Genomic DNA, 22,065 nt, shown 5'->3' with positions numbered 1-22,065 from the left:
CTCGTAATAATCAATCAAAACAGGATCAAATTGTAAATAACGGAATTGGGGATTGATTGTTATGGTGCATGTTGACTGGAGAGGGGCGTTACTTGAGTTGCAGAAAATCGCCCATGATTACGGTTCCAAGGAATTAGCCGACTACCTGGGGATTTCGGTCAATTCTTTATATAAGCAGCTTGATCCAAATTATAATCTGGAGGTCAATCCCCCGGACCCGGAAAACCCTGACGGCCAGCCAAGATATAAACTGGGGTTCAAAACCATTTTTAAGATCTGCTGTATAACGGGCAATTTCAAACCCGTTTCCATGATGCTGAATTCCATGGATCGGGGCATTTTCACCATTCCAAAAAATCAGGATAAAAACAAGGGCTTTTTAAAACTCTTGTCCAATGCCGACAAGGAATCGGGCGAAGCTTTCCGGGCCACGCTTCAGGCCCTTGAAGACAACAAGGTCAGTCGGTCTGAGGCTTTGACCGGCATCAAGGAGTGTGATGAGGCCATGAGCGCCCTGGCTGATCTGAAAGCAAAATACAAGGCGGTTTTAACTGAATTCGTCCCGGACGGTAAATCCGCGACAGGTACGGGAAGGTAATCATGTCCCTGACAAAACTGAAACCGGAGCATCTGGCAATAATAAAGGCCATTGATTCAATGGAAGAGTTAGTCAAGGAAACAAAACGCAGGATTGCGGAGCTTAAGGCCACGCTTCCCGTACAGAAAACCAAAAAGCCTGAAAAAGGCAAGCGTTCCATCATGAACCCTTTAACCGGAAAAAAGGAGTATTATTGAATGTCCAGGATCATTTCATTTTCAGGCACACACGGCACCGGCAAATCTACAGCAGCTTATCGCATGGCCGTAGATCTGAAATACCTGCAGCCGAAAAAATCGGTTCATGTTCTGTGCGACCAGGAGGCCTTCTGCCCATATCCTATTAATAAGGAAACCACCGAAGTGGCGCAGCAATGGTTGTTCGGCAATCAGATCAAACAGGAACTGACCGCCCTGGAGCGGTTTGATATTGTTATTACGGATCGAACCATCATCGATGTCATAGCCTATACCTGGGTGGCCGGGTTCCATGATCTGGCACAGGGCATGCTGGCCTATGCCGAGCGTCATATGCCGTATTATCACGAAATCTATTTCAATAAAATTGCCAACAATCAGCACTGCCACCCGGACGGGATCAGGGAGGCCACGGACATGAAATTCCGTCAGGATGTCGAAGATGCCATGTTGAGCTTTCACCAGGGCCTTTTGAATCCAAGCGTGTTCCCGGGGCGTGTGTTTTATGTCTGATAAATTTTTTGCGCCCGGCACCGTGGCGTTAATAACGGGCCTTTTTCCACTGTGTGACTTTCCTTATAAAAATGCTTGCCGGAGCTGGCCTGTGCGAATCCGGCTTTCAATCAATAATCAATGATGCTGTATCAACCGGCATCAATCATATGATCAAAACAGGAGATATCTTATGAGTCCAAAACATTCCTACAAAGACAATCGTGGCCGTCCCATGGTGGCTTGCTCAGAGTGTGACCGAGGCGGTAATGGTGATCAGTCCTGTTCATGCGGCTTGAAAGTGAAAACAGGAAAAAACGGCGGCTGTTACCTGGGCGTTTTGCTTCCCAAATATGATCAGAATAAGGTGAATCAGCTTTGAAAAAAATTTTCCGGATAACGGATATAAAACGACCCGGACAATTTGCGTTGGCCGGTAGCCCTTCAGGGGGGAAGATTGCGTCCCCGGCCATCCCCGCGCCCCTTTCACTGAAAAACTCAAACCAAAGTCCAATCATCAGGAGATTCTATCAAAACGTTTTTGGGTCCTTCCGGGGCTTTGTTTTACAGGGGTCGTGTCAGCTCGGTCGACGTGTCTACTTAATTTTTAAAATGGGAGGGACATGGGACAACATGTTGAATTTATAAATATTTTTCGCGAGGATACGAAATGGGTAAGGTGTTAAATTTAAAGGAACAGGTCATGAAGCGCAGTAAAGATGAACAGACCGAGGATGGTGGCGGTGGTGATGGCCTGGATTCCAAATTTATTATGGAGTGCCTGAATCAGAATGAATTGGGTGATGGAGAGCTGTTTAAGAAATTGTTCCCAAATGATTTTGTATTCAACATTTCCATGGATTGCTGGATGTGTTGGTCCGATCATCATTGGGAAATTGATAAAAAAAGCCGTGCCCTTGCTTCGGTGGAGAAAGTGGCCAGGGTCTACCAGGATGAAGCCAAACGCACATCATCAAAAATGCGTGAGCTTGAAGCCAAAGATGAACCGGTAGGAGAGTTGATGGTCAAACGCAAATTGTTGAATCAACGGGTTTCGGCTCTTCGAACAAAGCGCCGGCGGTTGAATTGTTTGTATTTTGCCTGCACGTCTGAAAATCCCCTTGCAATTGAAGGGGAAGAGGTTGACCAGAAGCCCTGGTTGCTGCCGTGCGCAAACGGGGTGATCAATCTTCGAACCGGTGAGCTGGAGCCTGGTCGTCAAAAAGATTATCTGCTCAAAGCCAGTCCGGTAGCTTGGCCCGAGGACGGTATAGATTCCGAGGCCCCGGCTTGGGAAAAATTTTTGATGGAGATCCTGGTCGGTGACGAAGAAATGGTGCGGTTCCTTCAGAGGCTGATCGGCCTGGGGCTGATCGGCATGGTGGTGGTTGGTATTTTTATTGTCATGTCCGGCCGGGGCAGGAATGGCAAAGGCACGATCATCGAGCGAATAACCGAAATCATGGGGCCTTTGGCCGGGGCCGTCCGGTCTGAAATGCTCCTGGATCAGGGCAGGATCACCAATTCCTCCGGGCCGACACCGGATATCATGGCCCTTCGTGGGCGCCGGTTCGTGTTTGCCTCTGAGACGGACCAGAACTGCAAGATATCACCGTCCCGTGTCAAATGGCTGACCGGCGATGACACCATGGCCGGCAGGAATCCGAATGATAAGTATGAAGTCAATTTCAAGCCCACCCATACCTTATTCCTGCAGACCAACAACGACCCTCATGCACCAGCAGATGATTTTGCGTTCTGGGAACGGATGGTCAAAATCCCGTTCACCTTGTCTTTTGTGAACCGGGAGCCGGAAAAGGAGTTTGAACGGCGGGCGGATCTGGAGCTGAAAGAAAAATTGAAGGCCGAGCATCCCCAGATCCTGGCCTGGATGGTGAAGGGGTGTCTTGAATTTCAGAAGATCGGGCTGAAAAGGCCTGCAGCGGTCAAGCAGGCCGTGGAAGCGTACAAGCAGGAAGAGGATATTGTCGGTGATTTTATCCGGGAGTGCTGCGTCACCGGTACGGATTATCATGTGAACGCGACCAAGGTATATGAGGCGTTTGTGGAGTGGTGGCATAAAAACGTCTCCAACAAGGAACCGAAGATGCGGCGGTTCGGTGTGTTGTTCGGAAAACGGTTTGAGAAGTCCAAAAGTGGGACCGTTACCTATCACGGTGTGGGCCTGCTTTCGGACTCGGACGGTTCGGACGGTGTAAACGAGCTGTTCAAGGATTAATCCAAGTATATATCCCACTGAATTTGCTTGAAAAAAAGCACAGGGATTGGAAGGTTCGGACAAATGGACAAAAATTTCCTAAACTATAGAATATTTTTTCTTATTTTTATTTTTCTTTTTTCTGGTGAAAAAGGTCCAAAGGTCCAAAGGAAAAATAAAAAGACTATTAATAAAGGCTTTCAGGATTTCGGACGTTCTTTTTTTCTTGTCCGGCATATGTCCGGCAGGTCCGGGAGGGAGAACCGGTATGGGATTGCTTGAGTTGATCGGCGGTGCTGGTGGCGTTCTGAAAAAGGTGTCTTCCACAAACGGAGGGGAGTATGCCGGGCCGTGCCCGTCGTGTGGAGGTCGGGACCGTTTTCGCGTCTGGCCGGCTGATAAGGGGGGGCGTGGTTCTTACTGGTGCCGTGGGTGCGGTAAAGCTGGGGATGACGTCCAGTTTCTGGTGGATTTCCGGGGCTGTTATTACCGGGAGGCGTTCCGGGCTGCGGGTCGGTCCATGCCGGATAATTACCGGCCTGCCGGGTACCGCCCGGTTTCGGATGGCCGGAATAAAGAGTTCAGGCCCCGGACATATGAGGAACCGGTGGAAACATGGCGGATGAAAGCCGAAGAGTTTGTGGACAAGTCTCACCAGGCGCTCCTGGAGAACAAAAAGGTTCTTGGTTACGTTGCCGGGCGCGGACTGGACCTCCAGGCCGTCAAAGGGTTCAGGTTGGGCTGGTTCCAGGGGGAAAAAGGGAAAGACTGCATGTTTCGGCCACGGGAAGCCTGGGGCCTGCCCGTAATCAAGAAAACCAACGGCAAAAAGAAAATGCTCTGGATCCCCAGGGGAATTGTTATCCCGTGTTTTAAGGACGGACGTATATACCGGATCAGGATTCGACGGCCCGGAGCGGATCTGCGGTCCAAGGAAGATATCAAGTATTACGCCGTTCCCGGATCCGGCCAGGATGTCATGGGTCATAATCCGGATCACAAGGCGTTTGTGGTGGTTGAATCGGAGCTGGATGAAATGATGATTGCCCGGCAGGCAGGCTCCATAACCGGTTCGGTGGCCCTGGGGTCTGCGGCCATCAAGCCCGGTTCCGGCGTGTTTTACCGGCTGAAAAAGGCCCTTCGCATCCTGGTGGCCCTGGATTATGACGAAGCCGGGCGCAAGGCTTCAAAATGGTGGCTGGACAACTTTGACAATGCCAGACGGTGGCCGGTTCCCCAGGGCAAGGATCCCGGTGAAGCATTCCGGGCCGGGGTGGCGATCAAAGAGTGGATCCTGGCCGGGCTTCCACCGGCACTGACCCTGGAAACCTACACGGACTACAAGATTCCTGAAGAAATGTATCCTCTCCAGGAATTGCAAATGCTTCTGTCAAAATATCCGGTTAAAATACATGCAGAAGAAACCCGTGCTGAAATCCTGTTTGATCCGGGGTTCCAAAATCGTGCGATTCGGCAACGCATCCGGGACCTGTTCTTCGGGGATGATGAAATTCATTGGTATCTGCGGGTTTATCATAAGGACTCCATTATCCATGGTGGTAACTGCAAGTCCGGTAAAGAGTGGATGAATGAAAATGCGGTTTAATGCGGTTTTAATTTATTAAAATTCAATAAAGGGGAATATATGTACGGACATCATGTGGTAGAAGATCTGGCTTGTTTGAGAAAGAACAACATTCTTGAAAACAACCATTTTAATGAGGGCATCGGGCTTATTATCGACTCCATAAAACAGGCCAAGCATTTCCACTTGGGTAAATTCCAGGATTTCATAACTCCGATGGACAAAATTTTCCATGAAAAATCAAGGGTGTTTTACGGAGAATGCGGGGAGCATGTCCGTTTGCCTTATGATCTTTGCTGGTTTGAATTTGAAAATTTTGCACCTGACGTGGCCATGGAAGAGGATGTCCCCAAGCGCGGTGTCCTGGTCAAGGACCTTGGCGGAAGCACGATGATGGCCTGGATTGTAAACTGGCCAAGATTTTACGGAAAATGGATCGCCAGTCCCCAGCAATATCTTATTTCCGTCGGCAAGACGATTGGACAAAATGAGCAACTCAGGAAACTGTTAACGCCTTATATAGAAAGAAATGGTGGATCACCGGAAGTTATACAGTCGTATTATGCATCGAACATTTTCCCTATTCCCATGGGCAGAAAATTTATGCGGATGTCCCAGGGTTTGATGCAGGACGACCATCGGGATCTGGTGGCATTGAATGCAGCCTTGATGCTTCTGAACTGCAAAAACGTTGTGACCGAGGATAATCACCCACCGGCGAAATTAAACAAAAAAAGAAAGAAAAAGGGCAAACAGGAATTGTTTGTATATAAAACCTTAAAGCTTGTACTGCCGTCAAAAAGCGAAAACAAAAGCGGCACCGGGGATTCGGGAATAAAAATGAAAATTCACCTTTGCCGGGGTCATTTTAAAAATTATACGAAAGATTCTCCGCTTTTCGGAAAATATACGGGCCTGTATTGGTGGCAGCCCCATGTCCGTGGGAATAAGTCGGAAGGCATGGTTGTAAAAGATTACAAAATAGAGGCCGTATGACCAAAAAAGGCATTAATACACCGTCCTCATTTCCAAGCCTGCGGGCCGTGGTGCGGCATTTGGACCAGGCCGGGTTCAAGGTTTCAAAATCCAAGATTTCCAGGGACAAGGGCAAGAATCTGATCCGGGTGAATGATGACGGCACAGTGCCGGAAACCGAGGTTCGGGCTTATGCCGCCAACCTGGAGAGAAAAGAGGGGAGTATTGAGGACTTGAGCGATATTCATGCCCGGAAGACGTCCAGGGAAGTGGAAAGCCTGAATCTGAAAATAGAAAAGCAGCGGTTTGAGCTGGAGCGGGACCAGGGCAAGTATTTGCCGCGCAAGGATTTTGAGGCGGAGCTGGCGGCGCGGGCCGTGATCCTGGAGACGGGTTTGAAGCATAGTTTTAAAACCAATGTGGGGGAGTGGATCGCTTTGGTCGGGGGCAAGCCTGAAAAGGCCCCGGATTTTCTGCAGGCCCTTCACAGTTCTCTGGAAGCGGAGTTGAACAGCTATGCCACCACAAGAACTTTTCAGGTTATGTTTGAGGAGGAGTAAAATCATGACTCTGTTATTCAAAGAAAAAGAAGAGATCCGGGTAAAAAGGCCGGCGTGGTGTTCCCGGGAGCTGTGGCAAACCCTGACCGGTTTGATGATTGAGGGGGTGCTGTCCGTCAATGTGGCTTTTTCCAGGGCTGAACGTAAAGTTTTGAGAAAGCGTAAGCAGATCAAGCCTTCGGTCTGGTCGGAAAAACACCGGGTCCTGGTTAAATCCGTGTTGCCGGGGTTGTGGAAAAACAGTGTTACCCCGTATTCCGTGGGTATTATGGATGCGGCTGCTTTGCCGTTTGTCCGGGAGATTATTGTTTGCAAGTCTCCCCAGACCGGTATATCCGAGGTGGCGCATAGCTTTATCGGTTCCCGGATCGATCTTGCACCTGGGGATATCCTGTATACCTATCCGGATGAAAAGACATCCAATGACAATGCAAAGGACAGGGTGACTCCGATGCTGCAAAACTCCGTCCGGCTGCGCTCGTACCTGACCGGTTATGAAAAGGATTTGTCATCGTCACGTATCAACCTGCAGCACATGACCATTTACTTTGGCTGGGCCGGGTCTGTATCAGCCCTTGCAAATAAACCAATCCGGTATGTCATATCCGATGAGATCGACAAGCCTGGTTTCGGGGATGCCAAAAAGGAGGCCTCTCCCCTGGATCTGATCGATAAGCGGCTGATCACCTACAGGGATATTTCAAAGCACTGGAAGATATCCACCCCCACGGTTAAATCCGGTAATATTTGGCAGGAGTTGAATCACAACACGGATGTGATTTTTGACTACCATGTCAAATGCCCGTTCTGCGGCCAGTTGCAGTTGATGACGATGAAACGGATTAAATGGGACGGCGGATCAAAAGCCGATCCAAAAGAAATCAAGAACAAAAAGCTGGCCCGGTACGAGTGCGAACATTGCCAAGAGTTGTGGGATGATAATATCAGAAACCGTGCCGCCCGGAATGGGGATTGGATCGCCAGGGGGACCGTTATTTCCATTGAGAGCTATCTTGAAAAATTCCGTCCGGCAAACGTGGGGTTTCACCTGCCTGCATGGAACAGTTATTTTGTGTCGTTGAGTGAATGTGCCGCCGCCTTTTTGAAAGGGATGAAAACCAAGAAAAAGCTCAAGGATTTTCGAAACAGTTTTGAGGCCATGCCCTGGGAAGAATACGAGGTCCTGGCCAAAAAGGAAGATGAAGAGGTTTTGAGATGTAAGACTAAATTGCCGCCCCAGGTGGTGCCGGAAGCTGCCGTTGCGCTCACGGCGGGTATTGATCTGCAAAAGACCGGGTTCCCGTATGTAGTCCGGGCCTGGGCAAAGGATTATACGAGCTGGCTGATTGATTACCATCAGCTTGGCACCTGGAAGGAACTGGAAGACCTGTTGTTTGAAAAGGTTTATCCGGTTGAAAATTCGGACAGGCACATGCGGATCTGGCGGGCCGGGCTGGATACCGGTGGCGGTAAATATAAAAAAGAGATTTCTTCCACAGAAGAGGCTTATCTGTGGCTCCAGGATTATGCGGGCTTTAGCAGGACCTGCCGGGTGTGGGGCTGCAAAGGGTCTTCAAATCCTCTTCCCACAAAAATGAAAATGGGATCGATCTTAAATAAAACTCCGTCCGGCAAGCCGCTGCGCATGGGCATGCGGCTGGCGATCCTGGACACGGACAAACTCAAGGACATGTTTTATGAGCGGATGTTTAAAGCCATGGAAAAAGACCAGGGCGGGGCATATCTGCACAAAGAAACCCAGCTTGATTATGCCCGGCAGATCACGGCGGAGGAAAAGCAGGTCAATGATAAGGGTGTGGAAACCTGGGAGCGGATACGCAAAGATAATCATTACCTTGATTGTGAGTGCATTGCTTCTATCGTGGCGGACTGGGAATGGCCGGGGGGTGGTGTGAATTTGTTCCCGAATCCGAATCAACCAGTGAAAGCTTTAGAAAAAAATGAAAGCCATGGTCGGGATGCGGGGTCGAGGTCCCGGCCGTCATGGTTCAACAGAAGATAGAATTTTGGGAGGGGCTATGGAAAAGGTCAGAGACCGGCTTTTGAATGTTGACCAGGTAGGGCAAAGGCTTCAATGCAGTAGAAGGCATGTTTACAACCTCATTGAAAAAGGCGCTTTGCCGGCGTTTAAAATCGGCAGCAGGCAGGGTATTCGGGTTAAGGAAAGTAAAATTGAAAAATTTTTGGATGAATGCAGCATGAATTGCGGCTAACTTGGGGTGTTCATCAAAAGCGTTCAATCAGGAAAAGATAAATATGGGATAACATTACAAACAATGGGTTGTGCTGGAATTATTTCAGAATTATTTTTTGTGATCCAATTCTGCGAATTTTTCCAAGATTTTTAATTTTTGATCTACCTTTTTCTGGGCTATAAAATCGGGTTCCTGCGAAATTGATTTGATATGATTCCTGATTGATTTTCAGTGATCCGATATTTGCCCTTTGCAGCACTCTGTGCAAAAGATTGATCTCTTGTCGGGTGTACTTGTTTCGAGGATCTGATTTGTATTTGTAGATAAAATCATATTCAAAAAACAGCTCTATTGCAGGATAGATCAAGACAAAATCAATGTACTCTCCGTTATGTTTGCACATGGTGTAAGAGTGGGCTTGAGAGATGCAGTCCAGTAGTTTTTTGACGGCTTCAGGATTTTTGTTTATCGGGCTTTTTACTTCAATGGCTATTTTTTCGGCGTCAAAGCCGTGTTTTATCAGGTGGGCTTTTGGGTGAATGATGAAATCGACTCTTTTCGTTTCTCCTTCAATGGGCCAGTGGATTGTTTCCTCCGGCAAAAGCTCAAAGTCTTTCGATAGGGCCTTTTTAATATCGGTGCAATACTCAGGCTCTGTTTTATAAATTAAATTTTTCATAGGAGTTTCCCAGTATGTTTTCAAAATTTGGATATAATAGCATGGTTTGCCATGACTGTAGAGAAATTTTCACCCCCCAGCTTAGTCAGATATATTCCATTTTGGCCAATAAATCCGGGCTTGCAGAAGTGGGCCGGTTTCAGATCGTTCACAACGGTCATAATATCGCTCTGATCAACGACAATGATCCGGATGTCGATTGGGATTTGATCAAAACATATGAAAAGGTGCGTTCGTTTGAGTTGAAGGGCAATATCCGGACAATCTTACGCAATCTTTATCCGCAAGATGAATGAAGCGTAAAAACGTCTTGACAGATTTCCGGCTTCTGATATGCTGAACCCATCGTGGCAAAATCCACGATCTGGTTTGACATCCGGAATCCACAAGACGCAACGGCGTCTGTTTTTTTGACGCTTTTTTTGTTGCGCGTCTCAGCCTGTTTATTCGCGGGTTGGGTCTGGGGGTCGCAAGACCCGCCGGTTTCCTTGTGGGCCGGTATGTCAACCAGATTCAACCCGTTTTTGTTTTTGACATGGCAAAAGCGGGATCAAATAATTTTTTCACAAGGAGATCCGCTATGAACAAATCCATCCACGTTTCACAAGAATGTCCCCGGTCTGATCAGGCCTTGCCAATCAATGTTATCCCGTTTCCGAATTGTACCGGCAACCCGGTTTTTCCATCTTTTTCAATCAAAGAAGGTGAGTTCTGTTTTCTACTTGTTATCGGTATGTATCAAAGCATCCATGGGCTTTCCCAGGAAATGGCCGATGGAATGAGTTCGATGTTTTTTAAACTCAGGGATTCTTTTATTACAGAAGGAGACTGTCATGAATAAAACTATTATACCGTTTAATTTTGGTGATCATTTGGTCAGGGTAATTCAGGATGAGAACGGAGAGTCCTGGTGGGTGGCAAAGGATGTTTGCAATATACTTGAATATCCAAGAGCAAGAGATGCGATCAGAACTTTGGACGATGATGAAAAGGGAGCGCAAAGAATGCGCACCCCTGGTGGCGAACAAAATGTGGTTGTCATCAATGAACCCGGTCTTTACCGTTTGATATTCAGATCTAATAAACCGGAAGCCGAGATTTTCAGGAAATGGGTTTTCAATGACGTCCTGCCCAGCATCCGCAAAACCGGGGGATACCAGATACCGGGAACCGATCAGAGCGGGTTTATCAATGACAGTGGTGTGAAAAAAGCCGGGAATATGTATTTCCCCATGTCCAAGCTGGTGGAAAGTGCGGATAGGTATCTCGGGGGAGAGGCAGCCTTGCGGGCGCTGAATTATTTTACCGGTATGCCGGTGGATGATCTTATTCAAAAGCTGGATGAAAAAAAGCTCAAAACAAATGTGGGCACATTGGAATGGGGGAAGCAGGTCATTGAAGACTTTCTGGCTGATCAGTGCGAGTTTTCCGAAGAGTACCAGGAATCGTCCACGGCCCTGTACAATGCCTTTTGCTCCTGGTGCCGGAACCAGAGGATAATGAAGATGCTGACGCAAAAGAAATTTGGGGCTATTTTATCAGCCGGATTTGAGAAGATGAAAAGCGGAACCGTTTCCTATTTCGGGCTGCGACTGAAAAAGGCTCAACAGCAAGAATAGTCTTTTTGAAAGATACCGGTACTATTGCAATGAAATCAGTGAACCCGGTCTTTCCAGGGCGGTGTTTTTCAAGGAATTATATGCGCTGGTTGGCGGCATCCGAACTTTCAGGCCAAGGAACGACGGTGGCAGGGTCTGGCAGATTTTGGGGATTTGGGTTCTTGATGCTTGATGAGTGATTGATTCTGATCCCGGGTTGCCGGAGCGGTTGCCCGGGATTTGAATAAAAATAAAATTGCTGATGAGAAGAAGAAGCACACGGATGAATTTTATTTCCAAGTTCTTGTTTGACAAATGTAAATTATATGCATACACTATAAGCCATGAAAGAGACAAAGGTCATGAAAGTTAAGATTTCCGAGAAAAACGGAAAATCAATTTTTAAAGAGTGGTTTGCGACTCTTGAAAACAAGGCCAAAACAAAAATAATCAGGCGGTTTGCTCAGATTACAACCGGCAATCTTGGAGACCACAAACACCTGAGAGACAAGATCGCTGAATTGCGGTTTAAGGACGGCCACCGAATTTATTACACCATGATATCTCCAACCATGTTATTGCTGCTCGGTGGCACAAAGTCAAACCAGAACAGGGATATTGAAAGGGCTGTAAAATGGCTGAAAGAACTGGAAAAATAGATATCAAATCCATGCAGGACATGGATGATTTTATCATTGAGCAGTTAAAAGAAAATCCGGGGTTAATTCCTGATTTGTTACGGGACACGCTCCAGGATTTAAATTCTGAAGATGATAATTTCAAAAGCTTGATGAAAACGATTTTTTATATCACTAAATCAAAAGACGGCGGGGTTTCGGAACTGGCCAGAAAAACCGGATTGACAAGACAATCCCTTTACCGGATGTTTAAAAAAGGGAATCCTACCTTAAAAACGCTTGTCAGTATTTTAAACGGACTTGGAGTACGATTGGAAATAAAAGCTATTCATGGATGATGAATACCCGGAAGTCGCCCAGGCTGACTTTGACAGGGCGGATAAAACCGTCCGCGGGTTTGTGGAGGATATCTGCGAGCTTGATGAGGACGGAATGACCAGCAAGAATAGTCTTTTTGAAAGGTATCGGCACTATTGCAGTGAAATCAGTGAACCCGGCCTTTCCAGGGCGGTGTTTTTCAAGGAATTATATGCGCTGGTTGGCGGCATCCGAACTTACAGGCCAAGGAACGACGGTGGCAGGGTCTGGCAGGTTTTGGGAATTCGGGTTCTTGATGCTTGATGAGTGATTGATTTTTATCCCGGGTTGCCGGTGCGGTTGCCCTGGATTTGAACAAAAGTAAAGTTGCTGATACAAAAAGTTTATTTAAGCTGAATTCCCCAGGATGATTTTTTTCTCCAATAAAAATTAATTTGCCATATTCCATCACAATAAATTACTTTTTCACAAAAGTTGGCAAGTAAAATATCTTTACAGACAACGAAAATATTGATACTGACTCAGCATCTGGATGTCTGCACCATTGGGTTTTAGAATAGTCGATATGAATCAGATGTCCAACAATGGAACTTGACCTGATATTAACCTTTTTTGCAACTTATCAAGGCAAGTAGACCTGATAATCAGTGATTAGCGCTTTAAAGAGGTGATCCGTTGAGTAAATCAATTCTTCATAAAATAGATGGTAAGAACTGGCCATTAGAGATCCGATGGTCAACAGACGAAGACATGCCGAGGATTCATGAGTGGCTTCAGGAAGAAAAGAGCCAGGGCGTTCACGGTAATTTTCTCTGCAACTGGAACTTAACCAAACAATGCCATCAAGAAGGTAATCTTCTCGTCCTATTAGACAAAATGGAAGGCATTCCTATCGGTTACCAGTGGGGTCAGCTGCTTCAATCAGGCATTCTGCAAATTCGAAACAGTTGGAGAGGGAAGGGCTTGGGTCGCCTCGTTGTGGAGCATTGCATTGATCTCGCATTGGAGCAAGACGAAATGGTGCTTCAAATCGAATGCAAACCATTGTCTTCAATCCCATTTTGGAAGTCTATGGGCTTTACTGTGGTTGAAGGTGAGTACGGTCGTAACGCCCAAGGTTATAGGGTGCTTACAAAACCCTTACAACTACCGTCTGAAGGCGTCAACACAACAGTTCGTATTAGCATTTTTCCAGAAGATCGAAAGTGGAGCGACGACGTTTCACCTATTGATAGCTTCTCTCCTCGTTCCATGCAGAGTACCGATGGACAGGTTCATTTAGCCGAGCGCGTAGCCTTTTCCTTCCACCTTCATGAAGGCAGTCGTGACCCTGTAATTGAAATATTGATCAATGGCAAGGTCCTCTATCGAGACAAGGCAAAATATCAAGAAGCCCAAGATCGAGGTGTGCGGCTTTGCCTGAACGGTTTCTTCATCGATCAGGTGAAAATATGAGCGGTGCCAATGGAAAACTTGAAGGCTATCGGGATAGGACCCCCCATCACTGAGGAGCCCTCCCACACCACCGGACATACGGATCGCGTATCCGGCGGTTCGGCTGATCAGGCAGATTAGTTCCCGGGCAGAAATAATCCAAGAGAAAGGAAATATTTGTTTGGCAGAGCCATGACAACCCATTTAACCCTGCTCATGCGCCAGTGTTTCTTGCGGGAATTTCCGCAAGTGACGGCATATTGAAACGGTATGCCTCGTTTAAGCAGGTTCCGGATTTTCGTTCCGGGATTTTTCCACTGTTTCCATACAACACATCTCAAGCGGCGGATAATCCAGCCGTTCAAGGACTTGAATATGTGTCTTGCTTCGGTGAGACAGTAATAATTCCACCATCCCCTGATGTACATATTCAATTTATCAATGATCTGGGGAAGACTTAGACCACAGTTCCGGTTTGTTAATTCTCGAACCCTTTCTTTGAAGCGCTCGATTGTTTTCCGGTGTATGCGGATCTTGGTCTTGCCGCACATACTGATAAATGTGTAGCCGAGAAATTTGTCCAGCCATGGTCGGCTGACCTTGCTTTTCTCTTCATTGACCTTGAGCCTGAGCTTTACGGTTATAAACCGTGTAACACTTTTCATAACACGTTCGGCCGCTTTCTTGCTCTTGAGATATATGACAAAGTCATCAGCGTATCTGACAAATTTATGCCCTCTTTTCTCCAACTCTTTATCCAGTTCATCCAAAACGATATTTGAGATCACTGGTGAAAGAGGGCCGCCTTGAGGAGTTCCTTCAGCGGCAGATACAACCACCCCGTCGATCATGACACCGGCTGTTAAGTAACTTCGGATAAGCTTGAGAACCCGCTTATCCTTTATTCTTTCAGCCAGACGGCTCATGAGGCGGTCATGGTTCACTCTGTCGAAAAATTTGGAAAGATCCATATTAACAGAGTGTGTATATCCTGAGAGCAGATAAACTTTGCCTTGGAGTATGGCATCATGCTGGGATCTTCCAGGTCTGAATCCATGACTGGACTCAGAAAAATGCGGGTCCCATATTTGCTGCAATATCTCGCTGACGGCTTGCTGGATCAAACGATCCAAAACTGTTGGAATGCCGAGCAGTCTTACTCCGCCATCGGGTTTAGGAATTTCTTTCCTTTTCACCGGTAATGGCTTGTAGTTTCCCTGCAGCAACTTTCCCTTAACTTTGGGCCAGTGGCGTCTGAGGTAACCCGGTAGTTGATCAACGGTCATGTTGTCGATTCCAGGTGCCCCTTTGTTGCTACGGACCCTTTTTAATGCTCTGAACATGTTTCCCCTTTCAAGGATAAACTCCATGAGTCGGGAACTTTCTGTCGGACTTTCGGTGATCTGTAACGCTGTGAACATTTCCATCTGCTGTGGCAATATGTCCATAAGTATACACCTCCTATTTGTCTCTATCATTTACCCGTACCATTCGGTCCGGGCACCGTTCGGGCCTTCACCGGGGTGAGTCCTCCGTGGAATTCACGGCTCGTTTTCCTGCGGCTACTATGCCCTCTGCTGACTTCTTCCATGCGGTCGGAGCAGGTTACCCTGCCCTCAGCCAATTTCTGCCGCACGCGGCATCCCAGGGCAGCATGGAAGATCTCCCGGGGTAAAACACACGTCTTTCAATACGTGGGTGCCGAGTATACGGACATTGCCTATAATGGATAGAGGACTTTACCTTGTGTTGCAGGCTCGTCCCGCAAATGCACGCCTAACTCGATTTCTGTACGTCACCCCGTACTTTTGTGCCACTCCGCCTCGGCGAAGCCACTGCCTTCCGGAGTACCGTCACCGGGACCCCGTTGTGATAACACTATGCCCTTCGCCTCCATCTGGCTGGGCTTGGGACTTGCCTTGACTTCCATAAAGGAAGATGCAGGCTCACCCTTAAGACGTGTGCCGTGCCCGGCACACAACCAACGGGTCAACCGAACAGCAAGGGGCGGCTTTTTATTAAATATTGAAACAACTTTGGAACGGTGGTACTTTTAATTAATTTTACTGGAAACCCTTGCTGCCCGTTACCCTCAGCGTTATCCGGAAAACCCATTGCCGTATCTGCTCATGAATACGTTATCATCACCCCTGCCAAATAAAATAACCCCCAAACAAAGAATGGGTTGATTTTTTATTCTTGTTTTCTTATTTTAACAAGCTTATCTTTGGAATACGAAAGAAAGTTGATATTTTATGAATCGAAAAAGAATATATAATATTATCCAGTATGCGTTGCTGGCTGCAGGTCAAGAAGATGACTTTTTTGACAGGGATTTAGGTCCAATTCATATCATCAAATACGTCTATCTGGCGGATCTCGCATATGCCCAATATAATAATGGAGAGTCCTACACAGGAATAGAATGGAAGTTTCATAATTTCGGACCTTGGAATAATGAGGTGCATTGTTGCATTGATCCCGCCCTTGCTGAAATAAACGCTGAAAAAAGGTTGATTGACAGCAGGTATGAAGAAAACGAAACTTTTATCAGATATTCTTTGGCAAATTATGATTTGTTCGAGCAAAAAGGAAAATCCCTTCCCCTGGTGATAAGTGCCAGACTTCAGGATGATATTCATAAATATAACAAAGATACTCCAAGTCTTTTGGGGTATGTATACAGAACTGCACCAATGATTTCCGCGGCCCCGGGAGAGTTACTTGACTTTTCTCTTGCCGTAAAAAAGAAAAAAGAAAAGCCGGTATATGAACTTCAATGGGACCGGTTAACGATCAAAAAAAAGAAAAAGTTCAGAAAGGCCATGAAGGCCATAAGGGAAAAAAGAGCGTCGCAACAAACTCAAAAAAAGGATGGGTTTATAAAATCTCCAGTGAAGCCTTTATATGATGATATTTATGATGAGGGTTTGGATTGGGTTGAAAGTCTTGGCGGTGATCCGATACCCAAGATGGAATTCGACGCCCGTTTTTCTTCTGATATTTGGAAATCACAATCACGAAAAGGAGATTTTTCGGAATAAATGTCTTTCCCTGATGATTCTCTTCAATCCATAGTCGAACCTTCATCTTCCTGGTGGAAAAAAAACGATTCTAAAACAGTTGAGCGAGGATTCCTCGTTAAAGCATTTATTCCATATGTTGATCAGATTCCAAACACCATTACCCCGGTAGGAAGGCAAGAAGCCAGAATTCACGATAAAGCAATTGTTAAAATCGCTCCGTTGAACATTGAAGCTCCGAGAAAACGTGAAGACCTTCCAGTTGCAGCCATGTCTTTGAATGATAAAGAGGTTTGGACCGCCTATAAAGCAAAATTAAGGCCATGCCTGGTAATCGGAAAAACAAGGCATTTAGTGGAACAAAAGGTTAGAAGAGGACAACCGAAAAATAGTACGGCTCAAACATATCTTGTGGCTCCGTATTACGGGGCTGACAGGGACGGAACAAGGGCCGGGTACAATCCGGAATTCATAGAACGGGTCAGGCATGTCAGATATCCTCAATTTATCTGGGATAAACTGCCATTGGGCGGCCCTAAGGAATCAATTCTCCGGTTAGATCATTTACAACCAATTGGCAGACATCACAATTCTTTTAAAAGAACGGGTTACAAACTGAGTGAAGAGGCTATGGAAATAATAGATGATGTTTTCAATTTGTATCTTCTTGATAAGGTCAGGGAAGAAAGTTCTCTTTTAACTTATTTTGAATTGCTGGAAGAAGTTTTTTATAACTCGGGTTCTGTTTGAAATATGATAAAATAGTACAAATCAACACCACCTCAAGCCCGGTCAATTTACCGGGCTTTTTTACTATTAGAAGATTATTTCATTTATCTAATAGTATTTGTGCATAGTGCGCATACTGCGCATGGTGTGCATGACCTGCCCCTATATATTGTGGTAGCCTGTGGGCTATGGCACGATATACCTTAGACAGAATTAATAAAAAAATAGAATTGTGGGAGGCGGCTGACGACGCGGTAAGCCTCGGACAGACGTATACTATTTCCGGCAGGCAGTTGACCCGGGTTGATGCTGAGTTTATTGAGAAAAAACTTGATAAACTTTATGCAGAAAAAGACCGGGTTGAGGCGGGAACCGGGCGGATAGTAATGAGACAGGGGAGGGTTGTAAGATGAGCGGCAATCCTCCTGTCCTTTACGGACCTGATAACCGGCCATTGCGGCAGACCGGGGCCAAACCATACGGATCATATGAGGTGTCAAGGGTTGCCGGTGGATTACGCGGGACCCTTTCAAACTGGTTTGTATCCAGGAACACTGCCTATTCCGCAAGGATGGAAAGACAGGTCATTGCAGACCGGGCCGAGGATCTTGCCGCAAATGACACCCATGCCGCATCCAGTATTGATTCCATTGCCGTCAACTCCGTTGGAACCGGGTTGCAGCCCCAGTCCAGACCGAATGCAAAGGTTCTGGGTTGGAACGAGGTTCAGTCCCGGGAATTTCAGACCCAGGCGGAGTGGGCCTGGCATATCTGGCAGCAGGAAAGTGATGCTGCAGGCAGGCTTTCTTTCTGGCAGAACTGTCTTGTGGCCATACGAACCATGCTTATCAAAGGGGAATTCTTTCGCATTCCTTTGATGATTAACCGTCCGGGCAGGGTATTTTCCCTGGCCCTGCAGGCGGTTGATCCGCTGCGAGTATACACGCCTTCTGATTTGACGGAAAAAGAAAATATCAAGGACGGGGTGGAGTTCGGGGAATACGGCATGCCCACCGGATACTGGGTGGCTGATCCTGATGATGCATTCATAAACTATGATCTTGCTTCCTGTGATTTTACCAAAGTCAGGGCCAAGGCCGGACACCGGCCAGGTGCAATCCATAATTTCATCGCCAAAACAGAAGAACAGGTTCGGGGTGTTTCCATCCTTGCACCTGCCATGAAGTTTTTCAAAGATCTCAATGACTATCTTGAATTTGAGGTGGTGGGTGCCATCATTGCATCTTCTTTCCCTGTGTTTATCGAAACCTCTGATCCCTATGGCACGGCTGAAGGGATGCGCAGTGCTGATCCGAATGCTGAAAAAACACGGTATCATGAATCCGTACCCGGTACGGTTCTTTACGGCAATATCAATGAAAAGCCCCATGTTCTTAAAAGCGACCGCCCGGGTAATTCCTTTGACGCTTTTGTGGAGCGGATTCTGCGGGCCATTGGTGCTTCCATCGGCATGCCCTATGAAGTGATTGCCAAAGATTTTTCAAAAACCAATTATTCGTCCGCCAGGGCGGCGTTGCTGGAAGCCGGGCGGGTATTTGCCATGTATCAAAAATGGATGGTGGACGGATTCTGCCAGCCGGTGTGGAGCATGGTGCTTGAAGAGGCCTGGCTGCGGGGCATGATCGTTCTGCCGAAAGGGTCCCCGGACTGGTATGATGCGGTTCACGCCTATACCCGTGCCACCTGGATTCCGCCGCGCAAGGGCAACGTAGATCCGTTAAAAGAAATCAAAGCCAATATTCTGGCCATTCAGCATAACATTTCCACACTTGCGGGTGTTACGGCGGAGATCGGCGGCGGGGATTACGAAGCCAACCTGCAGCAAAGGTCCTGCGAACGGAAACTGGAAAGGAAACTTGATATCATTCCGCCCGCCGAGGTGAAAAAACAATCTCAAAAGGAGCCGTCCGATGATTCTGAAAAGTGATTTTAATATACTGTCCGAGCCCTGGGCCATTACGGAAGATGCCCTGGAGTCCATTGCCCGCCGGCTTCAGGCCGAGAATAAAGACATGGCCGCTTCTTTTTCAGACGGCGGTCAAAAGGGTGTAAATCTCAATATTCAAAATGAAATTGCAATCATACCGGTTCAATATTCCCTTTATCGGTTTTCATATGATCTGATCCGCAACCAGGTTGAAGCGGCAATCAATGATCCCGCCGTTAAGGCCATAGCGTTAAAGATTTTTTCTCCGGGCGGGCTTGTAACCGGGTGTAAGGAACTTGCGGACTTTATTTTTGATGCGGGAAAAAAGAAACACATTTACGCCTATGCAGATGGCCTGATGTGTTCGGCAGCCTACTGGATCGGTTCTGCGGCCCGGCATATTGCAGCCCCGGTCACTGCCAGCGTGGGAAGCATCGGTGTGCGGACGGTTCATGTTGACTGGTCAAAATGGAATGAAAACGCGGGCTTGAATTTCACCCACCTTACGGCAGGAACTTATAAAGCCCTGGGGAATGAAGACGAACCTTTGAGTAAACAGGCCAAGGATTATTTCCAGACACGGCTTGACCACCTTTACACGATTTTTGTCGATTCCGTGGCCCGGAACCGGGGGGTTGATGCTGAAAAGGCATTGGCCATGGCTGATGGTAAAGTTTTCCTTGCAGAAGAGGCCCTGGAGAAAGGTTTAATCGACAGGGTTGAACAGGATTTTGAATCATATTTCGCATTAATTTTAAAAAAGGAGAAGATCATGGATCTTACAACATTGAAAAATGAGCACTCTGATCTGTATGGCCAGGTCCTGGAAAAGGGAAAAGCCGAGGCTGCTGCAGAGAATGAACAGAAAATCAAGGATGCGGTTGACGCTGAAACCAAAAGGGTTCTGGATCTTGCCGGGGCAGTTTTGGGCGAAGATGCCGCCGGAAAATTTACGGTTGTTGTTAATTCCGGGGCAAGCGCTGATGTGGCCAATTCTCTGAAAGAAATTTTCGGTCAGTCAAATAAGGCCCGGGAAGATGACGACGATAAATCAAGCCGGGCAGAAATCCTGGCTGGGCTGGAAAATGCGCATTCCAATGGGGTGGGACTGGAAAAAGACAAGGAAAAGGCATCGGGCAAAAGCGTTGAAGATCAGGCTTCCGAATATGCCAACCTGGTCAACGGCTAATAGGCCTTAACCTGAATTTTAAAGAGGAGATCATACCATGCAGGATTTTGGAATGACAACCAGAACGTTTGAAGACAAAAATTTTATCGGGGATCATCCGCCTATCATGATGCCCGGGACTCTTTCCGGCGGCAATCATGTTTCCGGAACCGTGGTGGGCATTGTGACGGCAACCGGCAAAAAGGTTCAGCTTGCCCCGGCTGCTGAAGACGGGTCCGAAAAAGCCGCTGCAATTCTTTACGGGGATCTGGATGCGAGTGCAGGGGATGAGCCTGCCGTCTTCATGGAACACGGAGCGGCTATCGAACATTACCTGACCTGGCCGGACGGGATCACGGAGAATCAGAAAGCCACGGCTATTGCCGAGCTGAAAGCCTTGGGCATTTACGTGAAATAAAATCTTAACCGATATTCAGGAGATATTAAAATGAGTTTAGACATACCCGATCTTGACTGGAGAGTTCAGACAAGAACCATTGAGCAGATTATAACACCGCCCAGGATGCTTCAGGACCTGGTGTTCAATCAGAGAAATACCAACGAGTCGGACACCATTGAAGTTGATATTGAAAAAGGTGGCAAAAAGCTGGCTCCGTTTGTCACGGATCTTGAAGGCGGCAAGATCGTCAAGGGGACCACCCGGCAGGCCAAAATGGTAAAAACACCCAGAATCCGGCTCAAACACCCCATGCCTGCAAAGGATCTTCTGGGCCAGAAAGGGCCGGGTCAGATTTATTATGCCGGCGGAATTACCGACATCATGACGGCAAAGAAAAAGAAAATTGCCACGGAACAGAAGAATTTGAAAAACCAGATTTTCAACCGGACCGAATGGATGTGTGCCCAGGCTTTGACCGGCACCATGTCCGTCACCCAGGATAATGTTGCTTTTCAGGTGGATTATCTTATGCCTGCAGCTCATAAGATTGTTCTTGCAGGCACGGACAAGTGGTCTGATACTGCATCCAAACCCAGAAAGCAGATTAAAACCTGGGCTCAGATGATCATCAATGCCCTGGGGTTCGGTCCGACCATCATGATTTGCGGAACGGACGCTGCAGCATCCCTGGGAGATCGCCTGGAAGAGGATAAGGCCTTTGATGTCCGTCGGATTTCCGCAGGAGAGTTTACCTGGAAGGCCACGTCCAATTACATGGGCAACCTGGGTGGAATTGACGTTTACAGTTACGGGTCTGCCTATGAAGATGACAGCGGTGTGGATCAGAGTTTGATTCCGGCCAACAAGATTTATCTGATTGCCACCCAGGCACGGTTTACCATTGAATTCGGTCTCATTCTTGATCTTAAGGCCGGGGCCCAGGTGGTGGGAGAACTTTTTTCAAAAGCATGGATGAAAGAAGATCCGTCCGCTCTCTGGGTACTTGCCGAGTCAAGGCCGCTGCCGGTGCCCTGGCAGCCTGAAGCCGTCATTGAAGTTACGGTGGTGGATTAATTTACCCGTTAGATTACAGGAGGGGATTATGGCAAAAAAAAAGATACTTCTTACCCGGACAGTGGTTTATGGGGGCAAGCATTATCCGCCTGATTCGGATCATGAATGGCCGGAAGAAATCGTGGATGAACTCATTGAAAAAAATGCCGGGGAACCTGTCCTTGATGTGGTGGGAGGAAAGGAACAAGGCCATGCCTGATATACCGGCTGCCCCT

Annotated in this window: 28 protein-coding genes; 26 read left to right on the top strand and 2 right to left on the bottom strand. The window is 47.2% G+C overall.

Features of this window, described 5'->3' with window-relative positions:
* The first annotated feature begins 61 nt into the window (after window positions 1–61).
* The 10 genes from TOL2_RS16415 to TOL2_RS16365 all read left to right on the top strand — a co-directional run bounded on the left by TOL2_RS16415 (window position 62) and on the right by TOL2_RS16365 (window position 8,859).
* Entirely contained in the window at window positions 62–598 is a 537-nt protein-coding gene (locus TOL2_RS16415; RefSeq protein ID WP_014958434.1) for a phage regulatory CII family protein, read from the top strand.
* Window positions 599–600: 2 nt separating this feature from the next.
* Entirely contained in the window at window positions 601–795 is a 195-nt protein-coding gene (locus TOL2_RS16410) for a hypothetical protein (RefSeq protein ID WP_014958433.1), read from the top strand.
* Window positions 796–1,308 (top strand): AAA family ATPase, encoded by a 513-nt coding sequence (locus TOL2_RS16405; RefSeq protein ID WP_014958432.1) that lies wholly within the window; start codon window positions 796–798, stop codon window positions 1,306–1,308.
* Between the two features lie 172 nt (window positions 1,309–1,480).
* The gene (locus TOL2_RS16400; protein ID WP_014958431.1) at window positions 1,481–1,669 is read left to right on the top strand and encodes a hypothetical protein; all 189 of its coding nucleotides are present in this window, start codon (window positions 1,481–1,483) and stop codon (window positions 1,667–1,669) included.
* A 288-nt stretch (window positions 1,670–1,957) separates the two neighbouring features.
* Window positions 1,958–3,526, top strand: a complete 1,569-nt coding sequence (locus TOL2_RS16390) for a DNA primase family protein (RefSeq protein WP_014958430.1) — start codon at window positions 1,958–1,960, stop codon at window positions 3,524–3,526.
* A 247-nt stretch (window positions 3,527–3,773) separates the two neighbouring features.
* Window positions 3,774–5,111, top strand: coding sequence for a primase-helicase zinc-binding domain-containing protein (locus TOL2_RS16385; RefSeq protein WP_148278137.1), 1,338 nt, complete (start codon window positions 3,774–3,776; stop codon window positions 5,109–5,111).
* 39 nt (window positions 5,112–5,150) lie between these two features.
* On the top strand, window positions 5,151–6,086 hold the full coding sequence (locus TOL2_RS16380; protein ID WP_014958428.1) for a hypothetical protein: 936 nt from the start codon (window positions 5,151–5,153) through the stop codon (window positions 6,084–6,086).
* A complete protein-coding gene (locus TOL2_RS16375) occupies window positions 6,083–6,625 on the top strand; it encodes a hypothetical protein (protein WP_014958427.1) in 543 nt (180 codons plus the stop codon). Before TOL2_RS16380 ends, TOL2_RS16375 begins: the two co-directional genes overlap by 4 nt.
* Window positions 6,626–6,629: 4 nt before the next feature.
* On the top strand, window positions 6,630–8,648 hold the full coding sequence (locus TOL2_RS16370) for a terminase gpA endonuclease subunit (RefSeq protein WP_014958426.1): 2,019 nt from the start codon (window positions 6,630–6,632) through the stop codon (window positions 8,646–8,648).
* Window positions 8,649–8,664: 16 nt separating this feature from the next.
* A complete protein-coding gene (locus TOL2_RS16365) occupies window positions 8,665–8,859 on the top strand; it encodes a helix-turn-helix transcriptional regulator (RefSeq protein WP_014958425.1) in 195 nt (64 codons plus the stop codon).
* A gap of 79 nt (window positions 8,860–8,938) precedes the next feature.
* On the opposite strand, the gene TOL2_RS16360 is transcribed toward TOL2_RS16365, so the two are convergent.
* Window positions 8,939–9,520, bottom strand: coding sequence for a hypothetical protein (locus TOL2_RS16360; protein WP_014958424.1), 582 nt, complete (start codon window positions 9,518–9,520; stop codon window positions 8,939–8,941).
* Between the two features lie 14 nt (window positions 9,521–9,534).
* Between TOL2_RS16360 and TOL2_RS16355 the strand changes: the two genes are divergently transcribed.
* The 7 genes from TOL2_RS16355 (at window position 9,535) to TOL2_RS16315 (ending at window position 13,529) form a co-directional block, all read left to right on the top strand.
* Window positions 9,535–9,816, top strand: coding sequence for a hypothetical protein (locus TOL2_RS16355; protein ID WP_014958423.1), 282 nt, complete (start codon window positions 9,535–9,537; stop codon window positions 9,814–9,816).
* A gap of 284 nt (window positions 9,817–10,100) precedes the next feature.
* The gene (locus tag TOL2_RS16345; RefSeq protein WP_041279575.1) at window positions 10,101–10,361 is read left to right on the top strand and encodes a hypothetical protein; all 261 of its coding nucleotides are present in this window, start codon (window positions 10,101–10,103) and stop codon (window positions 10,359–10,361) included.
* Entirely contained in the window at window positions 10,354–11,139 is a 786-nt protein-coding gene (locus tag TOL2_RS16340; protein WP_014958421.1) for a BRO-N domain-containing protein, read from the top strand. Before TOL2_RS16345 ends, TOL2_RS16340 begins: the two co-directional genes overlap by 8 nt.
* A gap of 341 nt (window positions 11,140–11,480) precedes the next feature.
* A complete protein-coding gene (locus tag TOL2_RS16330) occupies window positions 11,481–11,777 on the top strand; it encodes a type II toxin-antitoxin system RelE/ParE family toxin (RefSeq protein WP_232507957.1) in 297 nt (98 codons plus the stop codon).
* On the top strand, window positions 11,753–12,094 hold the full coding sequence (locus TOL2_RS16325; protein WP_041279574.1) for a helix-turn-helix domain-containing transcriptional regulator: 342 nt from the start codon (window positions 11,753–11,755) through the stop codon (window positions 12,092–12,094). Before TOL2_RS16330 ends, TOL2_RS16325 begins: the two co-directional genes overlap by 25 nt.
* Window positions 12,087–12,377, top strand: a complete 291-nt coding sequence (locus TOL2_RS16320) for a hypothetical protein (RefSeq protein ID WP_014958417.1) — start codon at window positions 12,087–12,089, stop codon at window positions 12,375–12,377. Before TOL2_RS16325 ends, TOL2_RS16320 begins: the two co-directional genes overlap by 8 nt.
* A gap of 372 nt (window positions 12,378–12,749) precedes the next feature.
* The gene (locus TOL2_RS16315) at window positions 12,750–13,529 is read left to right on the top strand and encodes a GNAT family N-acetyltransferase (protein ID WP_014958416.1); all 780 of its coding nucleotides are present in this window, start codon (window positions 12,750–12,752) and stop codon (window positions 13,527–13,529) included.
* A 116-nt stretch (window positions 13,530–13,645) separates the two neighbouring features.
* Here the strand turns inward: TOL2_RS16315 and ltrA are convergent, their stop codons facing one another.
* Complete coding sequence (ltrA, locus tag TOL2_RS16310; protein WP_014957509.1) at window positions 13,646–14,986, bottom strand: group II intron reverse transcriptase/maturase; 1,341 nt, start codon at window positions 14,984–14,986, stop codon at window positions 13,646–13,648.
* 402 nt (window positions 14,987–15,388) lie between these two features.
* Between ltrA and TOL2_RS24980 the strand changes: the two genes are divergently transcribed.
* The 9 genes from TOL2_RS24980 (at window position 15,389) to TOL2_RS24975 (ending at window position 22,049) form a co-directional block, all read left to right on the top strand.
* Window positions 15,389–15,565, top strand: a complete 177-nt coding sequence (locus tag TOL2_RS24980) for a hypothetical protein (RefSeq protein ID WP_158406130.1) — start codon at window positions 15,389–15,391, stop codon at window positions 15,563–15,565.
* A gap of 198 nt (window positions 15,566–15,763) precedes the next feature.
* Window positions 15,764–16,552, top strand: coding sequence for a hypothetical protein (locus TOL2_RS16305; RefSeq protein ID WP_014958415.1), 789 nt, complete (start codon window positions 15,764–15,766; stop codon window positions 16,550–16,552).
* Complete coding sequence (locus TOL2_RS16300; RefSeq protein WP_014958414.1) at window positions 16,553–17,281, top strand: hypothetical protein; 729 nt, start codon at window positions 16,553–16,555, stop codon at window positions 17,279–17,281. It begins immediately after the preceding gene.
* A gap of 167 nt (window positions 17,282–17,448) precedes the next feature.
* Window positions 17,449–17,673 carry a hypothetical protein gene (locus TOL2_RS16295; RefSeq protein ID WP_014958413.1) on the top strand — a complete coding sequence of 75 codons (225 nt, stop codon included), beginning with the start codon at window positions 17,449–17,451 and terminating at the stop codon, window positions 17,671–17,673.
* Window positions 17,670–19,208 carry a phage portal protein gene (locus tag TOL2_RS16290; RefSeq protein WP_014958412.1) on the top strand — a complete coding sequence of 513 codons (1,539 nt, stop codon included), beginning with the start codon at window positions 17,670–17,672 and terminating at the stop codon, window positions 19,206–19,208. Before TOL2_RS16295 ends, TOL2_RS16290 begins: the two co-directional genes overlap by 4 nt.
* The gene (locus tag TOL2_RS16285) at window positions 19,192–20,397 is read left to right on the top strand and encodes a S49 family peptidase (protein ID WP_014958411.1); all 1,206 of its coding nucleotides are present in this window, start codon (window positions 19,192–19,194) and stop codon (window positions 20,395–20,397) included. Before TOL2_RS16290 ends, TOL2_RS16285 begins: the two co-directional genes overlap by 17 nt.
* Before the next feature lie 37 nt (window positions 20,398–20,434).
* Window positions 20,435–20,794 carry a head decoration protein gene (locus TOL2_RS16280; RefSeq protein ID WP_014958410.1) on the top strand — a complete coding sequence of 120 codons (360 nt, stop codon included), beginning with the start codon at window positions 20,435–20,437 and terminating at the stop codon, window positions 20,792–20,794.
* 30 nt (window positions 20,795–20,824) lie between these two features.
* Window positions 20,825–21,850: a major capsid protein gene (locus tag TOL2_RS16275; protein ID WP_014958409.1), complete on the top strand. Its 1,026-nt coding sequence runs from the start codon at window positions 20,825–20,827 to the stop codon at window positions 21,848–21,850.
* 28 nt (window positions 21,851–21,878) lie between these two features.
* A complete protein-coding gene (locus tag TOL2_RS24975; RefSeq protein ID WP_158406129.1) occupies window positions 21,879–22,049 on the top strand; it encodes a hypothetical protein in 171 nt (56 codons plus the stop codon).
* Window positions 22,050–22,065 lie beyond the last annotated feature (16 nt).

The organism is Desulfobacula toluolica Tol2, from assembly GCF_000307105.1.
Classification (GTDB): Bacteria; Desulfobacterota; Desulfobacteria; order Desulfobacterales; family Desulfobacteraceae; genus Desulfobacula; species Desulfobacula toluolica.
Note: the sequence above shows the minus strand (reverse complement) of the source record. Positions and strands in the feature narration are given on the sequence as shown.

Excerpts from the sequence above, each read along its gene's own strand:
- TOL2_RS16415 (WP_014958434.1), top strand. The coding sequence starts at position 62 with ATGGTGCATGTTGACTGGAGAGGGGCGTTACTTGAGTTGCAGAAAATC.
- TOL2_RS16410 (WP_014958433.1), top strand. The coding sequence starts at position 601 with ATGTCCCTGACAAAACTGAAACCGGAGCATCTGGCAATAATAAAGGCC.
- TOL2_RS16405 (WP_014958432.1), top strand. The coding sequence starts at position 796 with ATGTCCAGGATCATTTCATTTTCAGGCACACACGGCACCGGCAAATCT.
- TOL2_RS16400 (WP_014958431.1), top strand. The coding sequence starts at position 1,481 with ATGAGTCCAAAACATTCCTACAAAGACAATCGTGGCCGTCCCATGGTG.
- TOL2_RS16390 (WP_014958430.1), top strand. The coding sequence starts at position 1,958 with ATGGGTAAGGTGTTAAATTTAAAGGAACAGGTCATGAAGCGCAGTAAA.
- TOL2_RS16385 (WP_148278137.1), top strand. The coding sequence starts at position 3,774 with ATGGGATTGCTTGAGTTGATCGGCGGTGCTGGTGGCGTTCTGAAAAAG.
- TOL2_RS16380 (WP_014958428.1), top strand. The coding sequence starts at position 5,151 with ATGTACGGACATCATGTGGTAGAAGATCTGGCTTGTTTGAGAAAGAAC.
- TOL2_RS16375 (WP_014958427.1), top strand. The coding sequence starts at position 6,083 with ATGACCAAAAAAGGCATTAATACACCGTCCTCATTTCCAAGCCTGCGG.
- TOL2_RS16370 (WP_014958426.1), top strand. The coding sequence starts at position 6,630 with ATGACTCTGTTATTCAAAGAAAAAGAAGAGATCCGGGTAAAAAGGCCG.
- TOL2_RS16365 (WP_014958425.1), top strand. The coding sequence starts at position 8,665 with ATGGAAAAGGTCAGAGACCGGCTTTTGAATGTTGACCAGGTAGGGCAA.
- TOL2_RS16360 (WP_014958424.1), bottom strand. The coding sequence starts at position 9,520 with ATGAAAAATTTAATTTATAAAACAGAGCCTGAGTATTGCACCGATATT.
- TOL2_RS16355 (WP_014958423.1), top strand. The coding sequence starts at position 9,535 with ATGTTTTCAAAATTTGGATATAATAGCATGGTTTGCCATGACTGTAGA.
- TOL2_RS16345 (WP_041279575.1), top strand. The coding sequence starts at position 10,101 with ATGAACAAATCCATCCACGTTTCACAAGAATGTCCCCGGTCTGATCAG.
- TOL2_RS16340 (WP_014958421.1), top strand. The coding sequence starts at position 10,354 with ATGAATAAAACTATTATACCGTTTAATTTTGGTGATCATTTGGTCAGG.
- TOL2_RS16330 (WP_232507957.1), top strand. The coding sequence starts at position 11,481 with ATGAAAGTTAAGATTTCCGAGAAAAACGGAAAATCAATTTTTAAAGAG.
- TOL2_RS16325 (WP_041279574.1), top strand. The coding sequence starts at position 11,753 with ATGGCTGAAAGAACTGGAAAAATAGATATCAAATCCATGCAGGACATG.
- TOL2_RS16320 (WP_014958417.1), top strand. The coding sequence starts at position 12,087 with ATGGATGATGAATACCCGGAAGTCGCCCAGGCTGACTTTGACAGGGCG.
- ltrA (WP_014957509.1), bottom strand. The coding sequence starts at position 14,986 with ATGATAGAGACAAATAGGAGGTGTATACTTATGGACATATTGCCACAG.
- TOL2_RS24980 (WP_158406130.1), top strand. The coding sequence starts at position 15,389 with ATGCCCTTCGCCTCCATCTGGCTGGGCTTGGGACTTGCCTTGACTTCC.
- TOL2_RS16305 (WP_014958415.1), top strand. The coding sequence starts at position 15,764 with ATGAATCGAAAAAGAATATATAATATTATCCAGTATGCGTTGCTGGCT.
- TOL2_RS16300 (WP_014958414.1), top strand. The coding sequence starts at position 16,553 with ATGTCTTTCCCTGATGATTCTCTTCAATCCATAGTCGAACCTTCATCT.
- TOL2_RS16295 (WP_014958413.1), top strand. The coding sequence starts at position 17,449 with ATGGCACGATATACCTTAGACAGAATTAATAAAAAAATAGAATTGTGG.
- TOL2_RS16290 (WP_014958412.1), top strand. The coding sequence starts at position 17,670 with ATGAGCGGCAATCCTCCTGTCCTTTACGGACCTGATAACCGGCCATTG.
- TOL2_RS16285 (WP_014958411.1), top strand. The coding sequence starts at position 19,192 with ATGATTCTGAAAAGTGATTTTAATATACTGTCCGAGCCCTGGGCCATT.
- TOL2_RS16280 (WP_014958410.1), top strand. The coding sequence starts at position 20,435 with ATGCAGGATTTTGGAATGACAACCAGAACGTTTGAAGACAAAAATTTT.
- TOL2_RS16275 (WP_014958409.1), top strand. The coding sequence starts at position 20,825 with ATGAGTTTAGACATACCCGATCTTGACTGGAGAGTTCAGACAAGAACC.
- TOL2_RS24975 (WP_158406129.1), top strand. The coding sequence starts at position 21,879 with ATGGCAAAAAAAAAGATACTTCTTACCCGGACAGTGGTTTATGGGGGC.